Source organism: Clostridium kluyveri, assembly GCF_001902295.1.
Lineage (GTDB): Bacteria > Bacillota > Clostridia > Clostridiales > Clostridiaceae > Clostridium_B > Clostridium_B kluyveri_B.
This window is the reverse complement of sequence record NZ_CP018335.1, coordinates 2,252,647-2,273,715: the sequence shown is the minus strand read 5'-3', so window position 1 is coordinate 2,273,715 and position 21,069 is coordinate 2,252,647. Positions and strand designations below refer to the sequence as shown.

Sequence of the window (21,069 nt, the reverse complement as noted above, 5' to 3'; positions counted from 1 at the left end):
CTTAAAATTTAATTACGGATTTCTTATCAAGAGAGACGGAGGGACTGGCCCTATGATGTCCGGCAACCTGAATAAGTTTTATATTCAATGGTGCCAATTCCAGCAGGTGTACCCTGAAAGATGAGAAACAAGAGGATATAGCTTCCTGTGTTTTCTCCACAGGAAGTTTTTTATTGGGCTGACTAGAAAAAGGAGGTTAAGTTAGCATAAAATTTTAATCATGAAATGAAAAAGCCCATATACTTTTTACCAAAACAGCAAAAAGTATATACTGATAAAATTATTTTGACTTGAAAAATAACGAGAAAATTGTGAATAAATTATGTATTAAGTTAAAATACTTGGATTTTTATGAGTGTTTTGATAAAATAAAACTTTTTTTAAATTAAAGGGGGATTTTTTGTGAAAAAATTTAAGTTTAGCATTTTAATTTCATTGATTGGTATTTTTATACTGGCATCTTTTACAGGATGCGGAAGCCAAAGTGCCACTGATACTGAAGGATCATCAAAAAGTGAAAAATCAGTTGAACTTCTGAATGTTTCTTATGATCCTACAAGAGAATTATATCAGGAGTACAATAAAGCCTTTGCAAAATATTGGAAAGAAAAGACTGGACAGGATGTTACAATAAAACAATCTCATGGTGGATCAGGTAAACAGGGAAGATCAATTATAGAAGGACAGGAAGCAGATGTTGCTACTTTAGCCTTGGCTTACGATATAGATGCAATTCAAGAGGCGGGCCTAATTAATGAAGGATGGCAGAAGAAGTTTGAAGATAACAGTTCTCCTTATACCTCCACTATAGTATTTCTTGTTAGAAAAGGTAATCCTAAACAGATAAAGGACTGGGATGACCTTGTAAATGAAGGAATTTCCATAGTAACGCCAAATCCCAAAACATCTGGTGGTGCCAGGTGGAACTATCTTGCAGCATGGGGATATGCTTTAAAGAAGAACAATAATGATCAAGACAAGGCAAAAGAGTTTGTGAAGAAGTTATATGAAAATGTGGCAGTATTGGATTCAGGTGCAAGAGGTGCTACAACTACTTTTGTTGAAAGAGGAGTAGGAGATGTTCTTATAGCTTGGGAAAATGAAGCTTTCCTATCTGTAAAAGAATTGGGAAAAGATAAGTTTGATATAGTTGTGCCTTCTATGAGCATACTTGCAGAACCACCGGTAGCTGTGGTAGATAAAGTAGTAGATAAGAAAGGTACTAGAAAAGTGGCTGAAGAGTATTTGAAATACCTGTATTCGAAAGAAGGACAGGAAATAGCTGCAAAGAATTACTATCGTCCTAGAGATGAGGAAATTGCAAAGAAATATGAAAATCAATTTCCGAAAATTAACTTATTTACAATAGATGATTTATTTGGTGGATGGACCAAGGCTCAAAAAACTCATTTTGAAGATGGAGGAACATTTGATCAGATATATCAGCCTAAACAGTAATACTATATATGGTAAAATAACTTCTAAGATTTTTAAATCTTAGAAGTTATTATATAATGCTATTGCTATAGTATCTGCATATAATGTATACATTATATGCAGATACTATAGCAATACAGGAAGGAGGCGTAAAATGACTAAAAAGACAAGAGTTATCCCGGGTTTTAATGTATCCATGGGATTGGCTATTTTATATTTGAGTTTAATAGTTTTAATTCCGCTCAGTACAATATTGATTCAAACATCTAAAATGGGATTTGATGATTTCATAAGAACTGTAACAAATCCAAGGGTGATAGCATCATATAAGATAAGTTTTGGATGCGCATTTATAGCAGCCGGCATAAATGCTGTTTTCGGATTGATTATTTCCTGGGTACTTGTACGATATGATTTTCGTTTTAAAAGATTTCTGGATGGATGTATAGATTTGCCCTTTGCTCTTCCTACAGCTGTTGCAGGCATTTCACTTACAACACTTTATTCAAAAAATGGATGGATTGGTTCTATATTGGCTAAATTTGGCATACAGGGATCCTTTTCTACATTTGGAATTACTGTGGCATTGATATTTATAGGAATACCCTTTGTTGTACGTACAGTGCAGCCGGTTTTAGAAGATTTAAATGTTAGCATAGAGGAGGCAGCTTCTATTTTAGGTGCATCTAGAATACAAATTTTTTTCAAGGTAATATTTCCACAGCTCGTCGCTCCTCTTTTAACTGGATTTTCACTTGCTTTTGCAAGAGGAATAGGTGAATATGGATCTGTGGTATTTATAGCTGGAAATAAACCTATGAAAACTGAAATAGCTCCTCTTTTGATAATGACCAAACTTGAACAGTTTGATTATTCGGGAGCAACAGCCATAGCTTTGGTTATGCTTGTATTTTCATTTTTTATGTTGTTTATTATAAATTTAATTCAATGGAGAGCCAACAAATATGCATAGGGGTGAGAAAATTGGAAAAGAGATACTATACTAAATCTAGTGTAATTAAGTATTTACTCATAGCAGCAACTATAATATTTTTATTTATAATGCTGGGAATGCCACTGATACTTATATTTATAGAAGCCTTTAAAAAAGGTAAAGATGCATATATGATGGCTATTACAGAGGAAAATACTATTTCGGCTGTGAAACTTACTTTAATAGCTTCCGGCCTGGCGGTTATTTTAAATACTATATTCGGCGCAATAATGGCCTTTGCTGCAACAAAATTTAAATTTCGAGGTAGAAATTTCTTAATTACGCTCATAGATCTTCCATTTGCTATTTCGCCGGTTATAGCTGGATTGATATATGTACTGACTTTTGGAAGAGGCGGTTTATTTTATAATTTTCTATTTCAACATGATATAAAAATAGTTTTTGCACTGCCCGGCATAGTACTGGCTACCATATTTGTAACTTTTCCTTTTGTGGCTAGGGAAATAATACCTCTGATGATTACTCAGGGAACTGATGAGGAAGAAGCGGCAGCCTCCATGGGGGCAAATTTATGGACAATATTCACAAAAATAACACTGCCCAATATAAAATGGGGACTTCTGTATGGAATAGTATTGTGCAGTGCCCGTGCCATAGGTGAATTTGGAGCTGTTTCTGTAGTTTCTGGACACATAAGAGGAGAAACTAACACTTTGCCACTGCATGTAGAAATATTATATAATGAATATCAATTTTCTGCATCTTTTGCAGTATCATCAATTTTAGTATTTATAGCTATTGTGATTTTAATTTTGAGGAATATTATTGAGTGGAAAGTGAAAAAAGAGGTGAAATAATATGTATGTTGAAGTCAGAAACCTTAATAAAAATTTTGGAAGTTATAAAGCGTCGAAGAATATATCCTTTGGGATAGAACGAGGAAAGCTGATAGGACTGCTTGGGCCAAGTGGAAGCGGAAAAACTACAATACTTCGTATAATTGCAGGGCTTGAGACTGCTGATAGCGGAGAAATTTATATTGATGGGAAGTTAGTTAATGATATATCCCCAGGAAAAAGGGGAATAGGGTTCGTCTTTCAAAATTATGCTCTTTTTAGAAATATGACGGTATATCAAAATATAGCATTTGGACTTTCTATTAAGAAGGAAGATAAGAAATATATAAAAGAAAGAGTTACAGAATTAATAGAACTTATTGGACTTAAAGGTTTGGAAAAAAGATATCCAAGTCAATTGTCAGGAGGTCAGAAACAAAGAGTTGCTTTTGCAAGGGCTATTGCTCCAAAACCACAGCTGCTCCTTCTTGATGAACCTTTTGCTGCTATTGATGCAAAAGTAAGAAAAGAACTTAGAACCTGGCTCAAACAGATGATACATAAATTGGGAATAACTAGTATATTTGTAACCCATGACCAAGAAGAAGCGGTGGAAGTGGCAGATGAAATTATAATAACTAATTTGGGAAGTATTGAGCAAATAGGAAGTTCGGTTGAAATATATAAAAATCCCAAAACTGCTTTTGTAGCAACATTTGTTGGTGAATCAACTATTATTAAGGATTTTAGTGAATTTAAAGCATTTAAGCGGCTTCCATCGGGAGCAAAAGCTATTATAAGACCTGAATTTGTTGAAATTGGAAGAAAGGGGGAAATACAATCTGAGCTTGCCTGTGACAAAGGTACTATTACAGATATTTCTTTTGCAGGTTCCAACTGGGTAGTAACTGCTAAAATAGGAAATACTGAAATTTCAGGAGTTTATTCGCTAGAAAAGGATAATCTCAATTTAGGCGAAGAAGTAATTGTTCTTGTGCACAGATTATATTTATTTAATGATGATAATAAAGTAGAAATTATTGAAAACAATTTGAAATCTGATACTACATCTGCATATATATAAAATATTTTTTTGCAAGACAGGGGTATGAATAAATAAACTATAAAGATAACTTAATTCATCAATGGTGAAAAGTTTGAGAATAATGGAGGGATTTTTATTGAGTGTGAAATCAACTAACATATCATGGCACAGAGCATTGGTAAATAGGGAGATGAGAGAAAAACTGCTTGGGCAAAATGGAATTCTTATATGGTTTACTGGTCTTTCTGGATCTGGAAAATCTACCATAGCTTCTGAACTTGAAATGAGATTATATAATATGGGAAGGCTCACTTATCTTTTGGATGGTGATAATGTAAGGCATGGTTTAAATTCCAATCTTGGGTTTACCAAAGAAGACAGAATTGAAAATATAAGAAGGATAGCAGAGGTATGTAAACTGTTTGTGGATTCTGGGATTATTACAATTTCAACTTTTATATCTCCATTTAAAGAGGATAGAGACAATGTCAGGAAATTGCTTGGGAAAGATTTTGTAGAGGTATATGTTGATTGCCCTATTGAAGTTTGCGAAAGCAGAGATCCAAAGGGAATATACAAAAAGGCTAGAAATGGTGAAATAAAGGATTTTACAGGTGTGGATTCTCCCTATGAGGTACCTGATAATCCTGAGATTGTTGTATCTACCAATTTGGATACTGTTCAGCAATGTGTAAATAAAATATTGGACTTTTTGTCTTGTAAGGTACAGGAGTGATTAAATGGAATTTGTGGTTAAAGAACTGCATACTGATGTATTAATAATAGGTGGAGGTACGGCAGGCTGTTTTGCAGCGTTTAGAATAGCTAAAAAGTCTCCAGAAACAAGTGTACTTATTGTGGAGAAGGCAAATATAAAAAGAAGTGGATGCCTTGCAGGTGGGATTAACGCTTTAAATGCCTATATAAATGAAGGTGAGACCCCTGAGTCTTTTGTAGATTATGTGAAAGAAGAATTTAATGGAGTCGTAAGAGAGGATTTGGTATATACCATAGCAAAAAAACTCAATAGTGTGACCCGTGAGATGGAGGATATGGGACTTCCTATTTTAAAGGATTCAAAAGGAGAATATGTAAAGAGAGGCAGGAGAAGTATAAAGATAAATGGAGAAAATATTAAACCCATACTTTCAAATGCAGTGGAGAGTCAAAACAGCATACATGTGCTGAATGGAGTAAATATTATAGATTATATACAGAAAGAGCAAAAAATTATAGGCGCCTATGGATTTTCCATCCACCACAAGGAACTTTATGTAATACATGCAAAAGCAGTAATATGTGCAACAGGAGGAGCATCAGGCATATATAAACCTAATAACCCCGGATTTTCAAAACATAAGATGTGGTATTCACCTTTCAATACTGGAGCTGGGTACGCAATGGGAATAAGAGCAGGGGCTGAAATGACAACTTTTGAGATGAGATTTGTTGCATTGAGGTGCAAAGATACTATAGCACCTACAGGAACTATAGCTCAGGGAATAGGAGCTTATCAGGTGAATGGCAAAGGTGAAAAATATGTGGGAGATTACGGGAAGCCCACAACTATAAATAGACTTTATGCTACTGTAATGGAAAACAAAAAAGGTAATGGGCCATGTTCTTTAAAGATTAATCATATTACCAAGATTCAGAAAGATGATTTGATAAAAGCTTATCTGAATATGGCACCGTCCCAGGCACTAAAATGGATAAGTAAAGATGGAATTTCACGAGTGGAAGATGTGGAAATCGAGGGAACTGAACCATATTTGGTGGGAGGTCATGGTGCTAGTGGATACTGGGTAGATACAAAAAGAGCCACAACTTTGACAGGACTTTATTGTGCAGGTGATGTAAGTGGAGGAAGTCCCAAAAAATATGCAACAGGGTGTTTTGCGGAAGGTGAGATTGCAGCAGATTCAGTGCTGAATTATATTAAAAACGTAAATATTGAGTATATAGATAAAGAAAGTATAAAGAACAAACTTAGTGAAGTAAATAGATTCTTTGAAAACAAACAAAATTTTTATAGTGTTTATGAGTTGGAAGAAGCTATGCAGAAAACTATGGATGAATATGCGGGAGGCATATCACAAAATTATAGCTATAATATGGAAAAATTATGCAGAGCTGAAAACAGGATAGAGGAGCTGCTTGAAATGAGCAGAGGACTAAAAGCCGGGAATTTACATGAGCTATTATTTATATATGAATTAATTGACAGATTGTATATATGCAAGGTCGTTATAGCCCATTTAAAGGCAAGACGTGAAACAAGGTGGAAATGTTATCAGCAAAATAACAATTTTCCTCTTAGAGATGACAAAAATTGGGTAAAATATGTTAATTCCGTGTATAAGAAAGGAAAGGTGCATATTATATTTAGAAATATAGTAGAAAGGGATAAAATATATGAGCATAAAAATTGATAGGGAAAGTTGTATTGGATGCCTTAAATGTAAAAATGTCTGTCCTGGAAATCTTATATATGCAGATGATCATGGGAAAGCATATTTAAAATATGAAAGTGACTGCTGGGGATGTACAGCTTGTGTTAAAGAATGTGCAAATGGTTCAATTAAGTATTATTTAGGAGCAGACATAGGCGGCAATGGTTCCTATTTGTATGTTAGCAAAGATGGAGATGAATTAAAATGGCATTTAATAAATGATGATAATAATGTTGGAATCGCAATAATGACCAATAGAAAAGAGTCAAATAGATATTAGAAAGAGGGAAATGATAAATGAATCATTTAGATAGATTAGAAGCACAAAGTATTTATATTTTTAGAGAAGCCTATAAAAAGCTTGGAAAGCTTGGAATGTTATGGTCTATAGGCAAGGACTCCACAGTAATGTTGTGGTTGGCACAAAAAGCATTTTTCGGAAATTGTCCATTTCCGCTTATACATGTGGATACTACACTAAAAATTCCAGAAATGATAGAATTTAGAGATAGGGTGGCAAAACAGTATAATTTAAATTTAATAGTACACACAAATACTAAAGCATTAGAAGAAGGTATGGGACCGGAAAAGGGAAGACTTGTTTGCTGCAGGGCACTAAAGACAGATGGACTTCAACAGGTAATAGATAAGCACAAATTTGAAGGTCTTATTGTAGGCATTAGAAGAGATGAGGAGGGTTCCCGCTCAAAGGAGAGGGTATTTAGTGAGAGAAATGCAGAATCTAAATGGGATTATACAGATCAACCACCTGAACTCTGGGATCAATTTAAGACTGATTTTAAAAAGGGTAACCATATAAGAGTACATCCTATTATAAACTGGACTGAATTAGATATATGGGAATATGTAAAGAGAGAGAATATTCCAGTAGTGGATCTTTATTTTGCGAAGAATGGTAAAAGATATAGAAGCCTTGGATGTGCACCTTGTACAAATCCTATTGATTCCAATGCGTCAAGTTTAGATGAAATAATAGAAGAGCTTAAAAACACCAATGAGACAGAAAGATCTGGAAGAGCTCAGGATAAAGCAGATGCCCATGCACTTGAAAAATTGAGGAAAGAAGGATATATGTAATAATTCACGATGCACAATTGATGGTTCACGATTCAGAATGTGTAATTTGTGCGGCTTTAATAAATTAGGAGGTATTTAAATGGCAAGAGACAGAGAAAATTTAAATATAGTAGTGGTTGGACATGTAGATCATGGAAAGTCCACTTTAATAGGCAGACTGCTTTATGATACTAATTCACTGCCTGAAGGTGAAATTGAAAAAGTAAAGAGAATATCTGAAGATAATGGAAAAAAGTTTGAGTATGCCTATTTGTTGGATGCTTTTGAAGAGGAGCAAAAACAGGGTATAACCATAGATATAACTATGCTTCAGTTTTTTACAAAAAAAAGAGATTATGTAATTATAGATGCACCAGGACATAAGGAATTTTTAAAGAATATGATATCAGGAGCTGCCAGTGCAGAGGCGGCTATTTTAGTTATAGACGCTAAAGAAGGTGTTCAAGAGCAGTCAAAGAGACATGGATATATTCTTTCGCTTATCGGTATCAAAAAGATATTTGTAGTTATAAATAAAATGGATTTAGTAGATTATTCGGAAAAGAGATTTAATGAAGTCCAAGTAGAATTTAATGAGTTTTTAAATAACATAAATATATATCCAGAAAAATATATACCTATTTCTGCTTCAAATGGCGAAAATATAGCCAGTAAATCAGATAAGATGCCTTGGTACAATGGGCAAAATGTTTTAGAAAGTATGGATAGTATAGAAAAAGATAAGGGAATTGAAGAAAAAGAGCTTAGATTTCCTATCCAGGATGTATATAAATTTGACAGCAGAAGAATTATAGCAGGTAGAATTCAATCAGGTACTTTAAAAAAGGGTGATGAAATTATAATTTATCCTTCAGGGAAATCCACAAAAGTAAGGAGTATTGAAGTATGGCAGCAAAAGGATAAGACAGATGTAGTAACTGCAGGAATGTCCGTGGGAATTACCTTAGAGGATGAATTTTACAATAAAAGAGGAGAAGTTATATGCCATAAGGATTCTCCAATTACTGTAGGAAATGTATTTAATGCTAATGTATTCTGGCTTGGAGATAATAAATTGGTAAAGGATAAAATCTATAAACTGAAGATTGAAACTCAGGAAGTAGAGTTTAAAATAATATCTGTAAATAAGATAATTGATGCAGCCACATTGGCCAGCAGTGAAAATCTGGCTTTTTTAAAGAAAAATGATGTAGCTGAAGTTACTATAAAAACCCAGGAGCCTATTTGTTTTGATAAATTTAATGAGTTTCAATCTACGGGAAGATTTGTAATAGTAGAAGACTATGATATAAGTGGAGGCGGAATTATTTCCAATATAGAAGATTCATTAAAAAGGGAAATAAAAGATGTGAAAAGTAAAAATATATCCATAAGAAAGAGGCTTGTATCAAGAAAGGATAGAGAATTAAGATTGGGCCAAAGAGGAAAAGTTATATGGCTTACAGGACTTCCAGGATGCGGAAAAAATGAAATAGCAGTTAAACTTGAGAAAAAACTCATGGATTTAGGAAAAAAAGTGTATTATCTTGACTCATCTCATTTAAGGTTTGGACTTAGCTCTGATCTTACATTCAATTCTAAGGACGCCCATGAACAGACCAGAAGAATTGCTGAGGTGGCTAATTTGTTTGCAGATAGTGGTACCATAACCATAGTTACATCTGTAAGCAGGTTTAAAGAAGATAGAGAGTATGCTAAAAATATAATTGGAGCAGAAAATTATGTGGAAATATTTATAGATGCAGATAGTGAAGTGTGTAAAAAAAGGAATCCTACTGTTTTCAGTGAGGATAGTGATAATATATTTAAGTATGAAAGATCTGATTATCCTGTGATAATGCTCTATATAGATGATGCAGAATTTAATTCAGATGTAAAAGTTAAAGATATTATAAATACAATTAGTTATTGATAAAAATATAGTGTTAAAAATCAATTTTGAATCCTATAAAGTTGTTGACAAATTATAGCCATAATGTATATAATTTATTGTAATAAAAAATGAATACATATTATTATATACGCTCTTATCACGAGAGGTGGAGGGACTGGCCCTGTGAAGCCCGGCAACAGCTAGATATTCTAGAAATGTGCTAAATCCTGAAGGATGTTTCCTTAAAGATGAGAGGATGCTGTGGTTTTTTGGCCTCTTCTTAATTATAAGAAGAGGTTTTTGTATTTCAATTTTGTTTTTGGGAGGTTTTAAATATGAAAGGTAAAAGGATAGGCCTTATATTTGGAGTAAGTTCGATATTTTTAACACTATTAGTTTTTATTGTTTCTAGTATTATTGGAGGAAAGGGCATTATATTAAATAATATTGTATGGGTTTTATTAATTATAATTTTAGTCACATCTGTTCTTATAATATTAAATTTGACTCTTAAATCCTTGGAAGATATTAATAAGTCTATAGAAGAGATATCCCAGGGAGATTTAACAAAAAAAATAAAAACACATGATAAAAGCATTTTTAGTGATCTGTGTTCAAGTATAAATATATTGATTTTAAGTATACGGGGATTTATAAATGAAACCAATATAATGACTGATAAAGTTGTAAATTACTGCGAAGATTTAAGTTCAAATACATTATTGGTAGAGAGATCAGGTGAAGAAACCAGTTCTGCTATAAATAATATATCCCAGGATATGATAGAACAGATGAATGATGTAATTAAAACGGAGACACTTATTAAAGAATTTGTGGAAGGACATAAATCTATATCACAAAATGGAGAGTCGGTTGCAAATAATGCTCATTCCATGATGGAAGTAGTAAAACACAGTAGTGAAACTTACGAAGAATTGATTGAAAAGATGAATCAGTCTTCAGAGCTAAATATAAAATTAGTATCAAAAGTAAAAAATTTATATGAAAAAGCTTTTAAAATTCAAAATATAGCAGATGCAGTAAATGATATAAGTAAAAATACTAATTTACTTTCTTTAAATGCTTCTATAGAAGCTGCAAAGGCAAAAGAAAGTGGTTCAGGTTTTGCAGTAGTGGCAAATGAAATAAGAAAACTGGCTGCTATATCCTCCAATCAGGCCAAAGAAATTCAGTATATAATAGATGAGATTAAATCAGAAATAACGGACATATCTGCTAACATGGATAATGAAGCTAAAATATTTAGTGAAACCATAACATTTTCCAATGCTACAAAAGAAAATTTAGATAATATATATATAGAAAGTAAAAAATCTATAGATTCCATAGAAGATATAAATAAAGTTATAAATATACAAAATAAAAAAGTAATTGATATAAGAGATCTTATGAGAAAGGTATGTGAAATATCAGAAAATACTTCTGCAGCTACCCAGCAAGTGGCATCAGCTTCCCAAGAACAGTTATCTGCTATGAAAAATGCCTTTGATTCTATATCGAATTTATCAGATATGAATAAGAGTTTAAAGGAGGGCATATCCTCTTTTGCCAAAGATTATAATGTAAATGAGGAAGTACGTAGAAACATAGAAACAGGATTAGAGGTACTCAGGCAGGTAGCACAAATTGAAGGATTAAGTACCATGGAATATAATATTTGTACTGAAATATTAACAAAAAATATAGATAAATACCCTTATTTTGAATTGTTTGGACTAGTACAGAGGGATGGACTTAGAAAAGCTATAACATTGGACTATAGCGAAGAAGAGGTATATACTAGTTTTTCTCACAGACCCTATTTTAAAGAGTCAATAAAAGGAAAGGAATATCAGTCTGAGCCCTATATATCTGTAGATACCAATAATTATTGTATAGCTCTTTCAGTTCCAGTTAGAAATAAAGAAAGTGAAATTACAGGAGTATTAATGGGAGATTTGATATTAGGATAAATAAGTAATTCTAAAATTCAGATAAAAAAACTTCCCCTGAATATAGAATCACTTATTTAGGGATATAGCAAAAATTTGCAACTAATTAAAATATTTATGAACTATTTTTTCTACCGTCCGTGTTGCCAGAGCCTGTGTTGTAAGAGTAGGATTAGCTCCTCCTAAGCTGTTATATAGTACACTGTTGTCTGCAATGAATAGTCTTTTTACCTGTTTTGCTTCGCAGTTTGTATCAGTAACGTGCCCCATACGCATAGTGCTTTGCATATGAACTAATAGGCCAGAGGTACAGTCTGTGCGTATAATTTTACTAGCACCTGCTTTCTTTAGTATATCTGCTGCAATTGCTGCAAGTTTATCTCTTTTTTGTATATCATTTTTGGAAGGTATATATTTAATTACAGGTACAAAACCATTTTCATCCTTTATGAGATTATCCAGTGTAACAGTATTTCTATCATTTGGAGTATCGTCAGTAAATAGTAAAATACTTAAAGTCTGTGGATATGACATCATAATTTCTTTAAGTTCCTGGCCTACTACCCTTCCTCTGATATCCCAGGGTTCTTCAGGGGCAGGCTTATGTAAAAAATTGTAGCCATATCTGCTTAGGGAATATGATAGTGTAGAGTATATTCCAGGACTTACACCTAGTCCCTGGAGTGCGCCAAGGCCTGGATAGTCAAATCTGGCTGCCGAATTTTGACCTACATAGGGTCGTACATCAGGGGTACCTAATATATTCATTAAAACTTTTTCCTTAAATATTCCAGATATACAGTCAAACCAATGATTTGTCAATCCCTTTCCTATCCAGGGGTTATTTGGGAGTTTCGAATTTAACCACAATCTGGGAGATTCTATAGGACCTGCAGACATTACTATAACTTTTGCTTTAAGTTCCCCATTTTCTCCTGTCCATGTGTCCTTATATTTAATGCCTACAGATTTTAAGTTTCCCGTATTATCCTTTCTCGTTAAAATTTTTGTAACAAATGTATTAGGTCTGACTTCTACGTTATTGGTTTTTAAGGCTAAAGGAATATAACTCACTAGTGTAGAGCGTTTTGCCACTCTTTCTACTGAAGGGCCTATGCTGCACCCATTGATGCAATGGCCGCAAAGAGTGCAGCCTTCTGTACTATATTCAAATTTAAAATCTAAATTGTTTATATCAAGATCAGGAGGTAAGATTGCATTAGGCTGAGTTCTATATCCTGGATTTGTTATATCAAGAGTTTTTAAAATTGGCCATCCAGCTTTCTTAGCACCATAAAAAAATAACTCCTCCTTATCTGTCATTGGAGCCTGAGAAACGGGAAGTGTGGATTCAACTTTTTCATAGTATGGAATTAACTCCTTATATGAAATTGGCCATGTATTATTTACAGATGAAGGAAAAGCTCTAGGAGAATTTCCAAAGTAAAGCAGTGTAGTGCCACCTACACTGGAACTTTGCCAGGCAAAGCCTCCTTGAGGAAGTCTTCTAAACCAAGCAGGTTTTCGCCTATCTGCAGTTCCCCAGCGAAATCTGCCAATTACATTGTCGTTTGTATCTCCTTCATAATCTGTAAAACATCTATGTAAAATTTCATCGCTTAAGTCTTCAGTAGTATTAGAACTTTTGGCCCCTTGTTCTTGGAGTGGATTGGGCCATTTTTTGTTTCCATACCATGTTCCTGCTTCAAGTAATAAAACTTTTATGCCTTTTTCACCAAGTTCTTTGGCAACCACCGGACCTCCTCCTCCTGCACCTATAACTATTACATCAGTATCTTTTTCCATAAAATACACCTCCTATTTTACGAACTTATATGATTAAGTGATTTTAGGTTCAGGTAGAATTTTACTCATAAATATCCTCTGAAAGCATGGTATCCTTTAGAAGGGCCTGGATATTCTACCTGCTCCCATCCTATAGGAAATTGCTTTAATTTTCGTTTATTAGGTGTTTCCATACTTGTTGAACCATAGGCTGACCATTCAGTGTAGTAACCTATTGTAATAAACATAACTATTCCGGCAGTCAGAGAAACTATAAGACCAGGATTATTATAAAAAGGCAGTGGCAAATTTGCAGGATTAATTTTTAATTCCTCTAAAAGACTTATGGCACGAAAGCGATCTTCTGGTTCAAGGGATGCAAATATATATTTTTCCCTGAATAATTTAGAATCTATAGATTTTTTATTTTCTTTGGAATCAATCAATTGTCTGGCAGCCATATCCAACATTTTTGCAGTTGAGTTAGCCAGATGAATATTCACATCTAATGGAGGTATATGTAAAGAAACAAAGTGATTTAATATCCATATTTCATATCCATGGATATTACAGTCCAATGCTCCGAATAATTGAATAGGCCCATGATTTTCTGCTAACTTAGGAGTTTTAGGTATAGCAGCATCAACCAATGCCTTAAAGGTCATATTTGTGTGAGGGAAAGGATATTTATTTTGATCTTTTATCATTTCAGGAAATAGTTTAAAAATATTTAGATTCATGATTTACTCCATATATCCTTAGAATTTTTGTTAAAAAAATAGATTATATAATAGATATAGTTTATCATCAGTATGAAGTTTTTATTCATATACGATAGAATTCATGATAAGGTTTCTTTCATTTACTTCTTTCTTATAATGGTGTACCATATTTTAAGTAAATGTATGTAATTCTAATTTCTAAGAGAGGATTGATAATAATGATAAAAATAGTTGCAAAAAATATGTTAAAAAAAGGTCAGAAAGAAAAATTTATTGAATTGGCAGAAGAATTAATTGAAAAAAGCAGACAGGAAGCAGGCTGTATTTCTTATGGCTTGTTTGAAGATATAAATGATGATTCCATACTTACATTTATAGAAGAATGGGAAGATGGAAAAGCTATTGAAAAACATAATAATACTGAGCATTTTAAAAGAATAATTCCTTTACTTGCAGAACTTCGTGTTGGTAAGGAAAGTAACCTTTATAAAGAAATATAGAATTATTTTCAGTTGACTAAATGCACTTTGTAAAAGAGTGTGTTTAGTTTTACTATATTTATAACTTATTCTTCCTAATACAATAATTAGCTTATCACCTAATAGAAAATTAAAATTCACAAGATCAACAGGATATGAAAAAGAAGATAAATGTAAATATTTTGTAAAGTTAATATAATTGGAGAAATTTTTAACAAATTTTATGTATAATATATAAATAGCTTTCTAAGAAGAAATGATAACAATAAAAAAAGCCTTTTCATACATCTATTCTATTTTTTTTCAAAAATAGAATAGCGTATAACAAAGGCATTACTTTAGATGAGTCTTATTTTTTTTACGTGATAGAGTATTTTTTTCTGTAATATCAAAAGATTCGCAAAGACACTCTTCAATAACCTCCGAAGTTATTAGAACCGATTTTTTATCGTTTATCTTACTCAATGTATTCACCGTCCTTTTACTTTTTTCTATTATATCTCTATAGTATGTGTATGTCAATTAAAATTATACTAAAAATTAAAAAAAATATATTTCCTTCTTTTAAAAGTCAGAATTAATGAACTTTTCTCATAAATATTCATAAACTATTAATATTAATTATAGTATAGATTTTGTGGGATAAACTATATATGTTAATTTAGATTTAATAGATTAAATTTGTATAATTTTAATTTTATATATGTATATTTAAGAATATTTAAAATATTCATATAATTCTTTAAAACGTTTACTTTTTTAAAAAAATATAGGGGGATTTTTAATTTTATATAGAAAAGTTTAATTGTTATGGTAAATAATTTATAATGTTAATAAGTATTTAGACATTATATTTAGAGGGGGAATTAAAATGATTAAATTAATAATTTTTGATTACGATGGTGTATTAGTGGATTCTTTTCCTAACATTTATGACATATATAAAGTTATAGGTAGTGAGTTAGATGTGAAAATACCATCTACAATTGAGGAATTTAGAAATATATATGGTTATGATTTTCATGAGTGTTATAACAATCTTGGCATGGACTCTGATAAACAAAAAAAAGCAGTGGAGATATTTAGAAAAGAGATTATTACCAAAAAACCAGGTATTTTTCAAGGTATAAAAGATGTCTTATCATGGGCATGCAGTCGTTACAAATTGGTATTAGTATCTTCAAATTACAAGGAAGAAGTAATGCAAAAGCTTTCAAGTTATAATATAGATAAATATTTTTCAGATGTCATAGGACATAAGTACGGACATCAGGAGCTGGATAAGTCGGAAGAATTTGAAACTGTAATTAATGAATATAATGTTAGAAAGGATGAAGTTATAGCAATTGGTGATAGATTATCTGATTATGATTCTGCTAAAAAAGCAGGGATAAAAAATGTGATTTTAGTGGAATATGGCTGGGGATATGATAAAAATAAGTTCGAAAATAATAATAAACTTATTATAAGCAAACCAGAACAATTAATCGATGCTATTAAAGTAATTGATACTTCTTATAAAAAATGAAAATACAATAGTTAATGACACCAGCAGGTGTATTATTATATTTAATGTATTAGATTATAATATAGAATTATCTTCTAATACATTTATTTTTATATAAAAAACATGAAATAAACATAAAAAAAAGTATTATAAAGTAGAAAAAGGGTTGTTTATGGGATATAATCTTTTATTATAAAGTATTAATTTTCTTAAAATATAGTTTTTGATTTATTTAATTAAAATATAATTTGAAAATATTAGTAAAATAGTTGTCGTCCTATAAAAATATACAATAAGGATAGTTTTACTCGATTGGCGGTGAATCTATGAATAGAACAGATGAATTAATCATTAATTTAAAAAAATTATGTAATCTAGATGATTTATTTATTTTGCAAGAAAATATTAATAATTGTAAATATATAAAAATTGAACTTAATTATTCAAATTATTACTTATATATTTCGAAAAATACTGATTGCAACACTTTAAGATATATAAAAAATATTGTAGAACTCTTTATGAAAGAACATTATGAAAATAAACTTTATTTAAGAGAATTAAAAAGTATAAACTTTAAATTAGAAAAGGCAGTAAAATATAGGACTAGAGAAATTGAGAATAAAAATAAATTATTGGAACAGGAAAAGTGTAAGCTAAATAAAGCAAATTTTAAATTGACTAGATTAAATATGTATTTAGATAATATGTCTAGAATTGATCCTCTTACTAAATTATCCAACAGAAGAGATTTAAGGCAGAAATTTGAATGTGAAATAAAAAAAATTAGTACAAGGCCTACGTCATTTTCATTGGCTATTGGAGATGTGGATTTTTTTAAAAATATTAATGATACATATGGACATGGATGCGGAGATGAAGTTTTAAAAAAAATAGCATGTATATTTAAAGATAATTTACGTAAAGAGGATGTGATTTCCAGGTATGGAGGAGAAGAATTTGTAATTTTTCTTCCTGAAACAGATTTAAAGTATGCATTATCTGTAATTGAAAATATCAGAGCTATAATTGAGAATGAAATTTTTGAATATAATGACAAAATATTTCACATGACCATGAGTTTTGGACTAGTTAACTTTAATCATAGTATAAGTTTTATAGAGTGCATTGAAAGGGCAGATTCAGCACTTTATGAGGCAAAAGTTAGAGGTAGAAATAGAGTTGTTCTAATATAAGTTTAATTACATTTGAATTACTTGATTAGATAATTTTCTTTAAATATACCAATATTTATACTGGGTTTTAAAACTATAGATAGAGAATTTGGAATTTTTAGTTTTATGGTAATTTTTATAAGAGGTTTACCAAAGGCACTCTATACTTTAATATTCATGTATATGTGCTCTGTAGTAGTGGAAAAAGTAATCTGTGGATTTAATGTGAATAGTATTAAATTGAAGAATAAGTGTGAAAAACAATTAAATGAGTTATTTTATTGAGTTAAACTGGATAATTTCATTGAAAATGAGCTTTAAATATGGTAAATAAAGCTATTATAAAATTGAATAATAATATATAATCGTCTCATACTAAAGTTAAAAGAAAATTTGCTTTTAGAGGTGTAAAAATGTTATCTAAATTAGGAAGATTATTAATAGGTAGGAGTCTTAAAACTACAGAACTTAAATCTGAAAAGTTTAATGTGCTTTGGGGACTACCTGTATTATCCAGTGATGCAATATCCTCTGTAGCCTATGCAGGGGAGGAAATACTATGGGTACTTATACCGGTTTTGGGTATAATGTCCTATAAATATATGTTTTATTCAGCACTGTGTGTTGTATTTTTAATGATCTTGGTTACATTGTCTTATAGACAAACTATAGATGCCTATCCCCAAGGAGGAGGTTCTTATATTGTTGCAAAAGATAATCTAGGAACGGTTTCCGGACTTGTGGCAGGGGCATCTTTAACCATTGGATACATACTAACTGTGGCGGTAAGCACATCGGCAGGTACTGCTGCTATAATTTCTGCAATACCCTTCTTATCACCTCATAGGGTTACTATAACTCTATTTTTTATAGTTATTATAACCATAGGAAACCTTAGAGGTATAAGGGAATCATCTAAAGTATTTGGTACTCCAACTTACATATTTATGGCTGTTATTTTGTGCATGATTATAGTTGGAATATTTAAAGTAAAGGTATTTGGCTATGTACCTAAACCGGTATACAAAATACCAGAAGTTGTATCCAATATAACCCTATTATTATTTATAAGGGCCTTTTCGTCAGGATGTACGGCACTTACTGGTATAGAAGCCGTAAGTAATGGCATCCCCAGTTTTAAAGAGCCTTCACAAAAAAATGCCCGTATAGTTCTGGAGCTTTTGGCAATTGTTGTACTTATAATATTTGGAGGGGTATCTTATCTATCCACACTTTATCATACAGTACCTAACACTGAAGTAACAGTAGTTGCCCAACTTGCTTCTCAGATATTTGGCCACAATATTATGTTTTATCTGGTTCAGATAACTACTACTATCATACTTATAATGGCCAGCAACACTGCTTTTACAGGACTGCCATTATTACTGGCTTTTATAGCAAAAGATGGATTTGCACCTAGACAATTTGCCAAAAGAGGAAAGAGACTTGGGTATTCTAATGGAATTATGATGTTATGTATAATATCTTCTATACTTGTTGTTATATTTAATGGGGAAACCCACAGTTTGCTGCCTTTATATGCAGTGGGAGTATTTATATCTTTTACTTTGTCACAGGCAGGAATGTTTAAAAGATGGGTAAAATTAAAAAATACAGGCTGGAGGCATAAAGCGATTATAAATGGTATAGGGGCAGTAGTTACTTTTGCTACAGCTGTCATATTAGGTATAACTAAATTTTTGCAGGGAGCCTGGATTGTTTTTATATTAATACCTGCAGTTGTTTATATTATGGTAGAAATAAATAGACATTACAAAAAGGTAGCTCAGCAGTTAAAGCTTGCGGTAAATGAAAGACCTAAGGAAATAGATTTTACAAAGCAAAAAAGATATGTTATTGTTCCCATAGACACTTTAAATAGGTCGTTTCTGAAGGCTTTAAACTATGCCAGAACAATATCCAATAATATAATAGTTTTCCATGTTTCAATAGATGATGAGGCTACAGCCAGACTTTTATCAAAATGGCATGAATATGATATAGGTATACCTATAGTGGTAAAGAAATCTGCTTATAGAAGTGTAGTGGGACCTTTAGTTAAATTTATAGAATCTGAAGAATATGCAGCAGGTTCTAAAGATACGGTAACAGTGGTACTTCCTCAATTTGTGGTTACTAGGTGGTGGGGAAATATACTACACAATCAGACTGCATTATTTATTAAAACCATGCTGCTTAGAAGAAGAAATATAGCAATAGTTACAGTACCTTATATAATTTTTGAAGATAATGAAGAATGTTTAAAGAAATAATTTTGTAATAAATCTTTTCTACAGGTTTCCCTTAGGACAACTATTTGGGAAACCTGTTTTTATTATACAAAATTAATAGATTACATACATAGTAATTTTTATCTATATCTGTGGGGAGTCAGTTTGTATTTTACGTTCAGAATTACCTGAAATAACTTTGAATGTAAAAGGGGAGGCTTTCTTATATTAAATGTATTAAAAGCCCCTAAGAATATTATAATTCCAGAAAATATTATTATAGAATTTAAAATTTTATTTATAAATTTTGTATTTTTGGAATTTAGCTTATTACTGAATTTACCAGTCATAAAAATTAATATAAACCACCAAAACATACTCCCTATAAACACTCCCACTATCAAAAGTATTCTACTAGACATGTCTCTTCCTATATGTATTAAATGCAATCCCGTAAATACAGCTATAAAAGAAAAAATTGTAAGTGGATTTGCAAATGCCATTAGGAAAGTTGATATGAAAGCTTTAAATAAAGAAGTATTATTTAATGATTCTGTTTTAGCTGATTTGCAGGTATTATTATCTGATTTTTCTTTTATAAAAGTGTAGATACCAAAACAAATTAATATAATCCCACCTATGATACGAAAATATAATCCGTGCAGGAGAATAAATTTTTCCACTATTATGAAACTTAAGGAAGCCAGTGCTGCATAGATACTATCTGCCAGTGCTGAACCTAATCCTGATACCAAGCCATAGGTATTTCCAAAGGCTATAGTATTTTTAAGACATATGGCACCAATAGGACCTGTAGGCATTCCTGTTATTAAGCCTATAAGTATTCCTCTAAACAAGTTAAGTAACATATAAATTTCCTGCTTTCATTATTAATTGATTAGTATATAATTATTTTATATTTAATATGACACATCTTCAATAACTATATGTATTTTAAAAGTGTTGACTTTAAAAAATATAAGTAGTAAAATGATTCATAAATAAAATATTCGGATAGAAAATATTCGGATAGAAAATATTTTTTAAATTTAAGGTAGGTGAATCCATGACAGAAGAGAATAAAGGTATTTTAATAGTGACCAAAATGAAAGTAATTCTATTTTCTTTTAAAAAAAGTATGGCAAATAGGTTTAATCCCTTTAATCTTACAGGAACACAGGGGATGCTTGTTGGCATATTACATAGACATGGACAGATGAAAATAAGTGATTTAAGTAAAAAGATAGGATTGTCTAATAGTACTGTGTCAGGAATTGTAGATAGACTAGAAACACAGGGATTGGTTAAGAGAATTAGAAGCAAGACAGATAGGAGGGTAGTATATATAAGTGTAACTGAAAAATTTAAAAGAAGTTTTCACGATAATTTTTGTGAAATTGAGAAGAAATTTGAAGATATTATAGATGGAGTTCCATCTAATGAAATTGATAAAATACTTGAGGGGTTGGATTTGTTAGAAAAATTGATAAATAAAAAGAAATAATTTTAAACCTATAT

At 31.4% G+C, this 21,069-nt stretch carries 18 protein-coding genes and 2 riboswitches; of the genes, 15 read left to right on the top strand and 3 right to left on the bottom strand.

What is annotated here, in order from left to right; genetic code table 11:
- Positions 1-20: 20 nt before the first annotated feature.
- A riboswitch (SAM riboswitch) is annotated at positions 21-127 on the top strand.
- 275 nt (positions 128-402) lie between these two features.
- From BS101_RS10895 to BS101_RS10850, 10 genes are all read left to right on the top strand, one after another.
- The gene (locus BS101_RS10895; RefSeq protein WP_073538847.1) at positions 403-1,458 is read left to right on the top strand and encodes a sulfate ABC transporter substrate-binding protein; all 1,056 of its coding nucleotides are present in this window, start codon (positions 403-405) and stop codon (positions 1,456-1,458) included.
- A 133-nt stretch (positions 1,459-1,591) separates the two neighbouring features.
- A complete protein-coding gene (cysT, locus tag BS101_RS10890; protein ID WP_073538846.1) occupies positions 1,592-2,410 on the top strand; it encodes a sulfate ABC transporter permease subunit CysT in 819 nt (272 codons plus the stop codon).
- 11 nt (positions 2,411-2,421) lie between these two features.
- Positions 2,422-3,249 (top strand): sulfate ABC transporter permease subunit CysW, encoded by an 828-nt coding sequence (gene cysW / locus BS101_RS10885; protein ID WP_073538845.1) that lies wholly within the window; start codon positions 2,422-2,424, stop codon positions 3,247-3,249.
- A 1-nt stretch (position 3,250) separates the two neighbouring features.
- Positions 3,251-4,312, top strand: coding sequence for a sulfate/molybdate ABC transporter ATP-binding protein (locus tag BS101_RS10880; RefSeq protein WP_073538844.1), 1,062 nt, complete (start codon positions 3,251-3,253; stop codon positions 4,310-4,312).
- 82 nt (positions 4,313-4,394) lie between these two features.
- The gene (gene cysC, locus BS101_RS10875) at positions 4,395-5,009 is read left to right on the top strand and encodes an adenylyl-sulfate kinase (RefSeq protein WP_073541261.1); all 615 of its coding nucleotides are present in this window, start codon (positions 4,395-4,397) and stop codon (positions 5,007-5,009) included.
- 4 nt (positions 5,010-5,013) lie between these two features.
- Positions 5,014-6,705 carry an adenylyl-sulfate reductase subunit alpha gene (locus BS101_RS10870; protein WP_073538843.1) on the top strand — a complete coding sequence of 564 codons (1,692 nt, stop codon included), beginning with the start codon at positions 5,014-5,016 and terminating at the stop codon, positions 6,703-6,705.
- Positions 6,689-7,006: a 4Fe-4S dicluster domain-containing protein gene (locus BS101_RS10865; protein ID WP_073538842.1), complete on the top strand. Its 318-nt coding sequence runs from the start codon at positions 6,689-6,691 to the stop codon at positions 7,004-7,006. Before BS101_RS10870 ends, BS101_RS10865 begins: the two co-directional genes overlap by 17 nt.
- Before the next feature lie 17 nt (positions 7,007-7,023).
- A complete protein-coding gene (gene cysD / locus BS101_RS10860) occupies positions 7,024-7,824 on the top strand; it encodes a sulfate adenylyltransferase subunit CysD (protein ID WP_073538841.1) in 801 nt (266 codons plus the stop codon).
- Positions 7,825-7,903: 79 nt separating this feature from the next.
- Positions 7,904-9,736, top strand: a complete 1,833-nt coding sequence (locus tag BS101_RS10855) for a GTP-binding protein (RefSeq protein WP_073538840.1) — start codon at positions 7,904-7,906, stop codon at positions 9,734-9,736.
- A 112-nt stretch (positions 9,737-9,848) separates the two neighbouring features.
- Positions 9,849-9,952, top strand: a riboswitch (SAM riboswitch).
- A gap of 80 nt (positions 9,953-10,032) precedes the next feature.
- Positions 10,033-11,670 carry a methyl-accepting chemotaxis protein gene (locus BS101_RS10850; protein ID WP_073538839.1) on the top strand — a complete coding sequence of 546 codons (1,638 nt, stop codon included), beginning with the start codon at positions 10,033-10,035 and terminating at the stop codon, positions 11,668-11,670.
- An 81-nt stretch (positions 11,671-11,751) separates the two neighbouring features.
- Here the strand turns inward: BS101_RS10850 and BS101_RS10845 are convergent, their stop codons facing one another.
- Positions 11,752-13,455 carry a GMC family oxidoreductase N-terminal domain-containing protein gene (locus BS101_RS10845; RefSeq protein WP_073538838.1) on the bottom strand — a complete coding sequence of 568 codons (1,704 nt, stop codon included), beginning with the start codon at positions 13,453-13,455 and terminating at the stop codon, positions 11,752-11,754.
- Between the two features lie 65 nt (positions 13,456-13,520).
- A complete protein-coding gene (locus BS101_RS10840; RefSeq protein ID WP_073538837.1) occupies positions 13,521-14,174 on the bottom strand; it encodes a hypothetical protein in 654 nt (217 codons plus the stop codon).
- A 200-nt stretch (positions 14,175-14,374) separates the two neighbouring features.
- Here BS101_RS10840 and BS101_RS10835 point away from each other — a divergent pair, with 200 nt between their 5' ends.
- The 4 genes from BS101_RS10835 to BS101_RS10820 all read left to right on the top strand — a co-directional run bounded on the left by BS101_RS10835 (position 14,375) and on the right by BS101_RS10820 (position 19,593).
- A complete protein-coding gene (locus tag BS101_RS10835; protein WP_073538836.1) occupies positions 14,375-14,656 on the top strand; it encodes a putative quinol monooxygenase in 282 nt (93 codons plus the stop codon).
- 850 nt (positions 14,657-15,506) lie between these two features.
- Positions 15,507-16,163, top strand: a complete 657-nt coding sequence (locus BS101_RS10830; protein WP_073538835.1) for an HAD family hydrolase — start codon at positions 15,507-15,509, stop codon at positions 16,161-16,163.
- Between the two features lie 305 nt (positions 16,164-16,468).
- Positions 16,469-17,338: a GGDEF domain-containing protein gene (locus tag BS101_RS10825; RefSeq protein WP_073538834.1), complete on the top strand. Its 870-nt coding sequence runs from the start codon at positions 16,469-16,471 to the stop codon at positions 17,336-17,338.
- A 392-nt stretch (positions 17,339-17,730) separates the two neighbouring features.
- The gene (locus BS101_RS10820) at positions 17,731-19,593 is read left to right on the top strand and encodes an APC family permease (protein WP_073538833.1); all 1,863 of its coding nucleotides are present in this window, start codon (positions 17,731-17,733) and stop codon (positions 19,591-19,593) included.
- Positions 19,594-19,691: 98 nt separating this feature from the next.
- Here the strand turns inward: BS101_RS10820 and BS101_RS10815 are convergent, their stop codons facing one another.
- Positions 19,692-20,420: a LysE family translocator gene (locus tag BS101_RS10815; RefSeq protein ID WP_073538832.1), complete on the bottom strand. Its 729-nt coding sequence runs from the start codon at positions 20,418-20,420 to the stop codon at positions 19,692-19,694.
- A 197-nt stretch (positions 20,421-20,617) separates the two neighbouring features.
- Between BS101_RS10815 and BS101_RS10810 the strand changes: the two genes are divergently transcribed.
- Positions 20,618-21,055 (top strand): MarR family winged helix-turn-helix transcriptional regulator, encoded by a 438-nt coding sequence (locus BS101_RS10810; protein WP_073538831.1) that lies wholly within the window; start codon positions 20,618-20,620, stop codon positions 21,053-21,055.
- Positions 21,056-21,069: the final 14 nt, after the last annotated feature.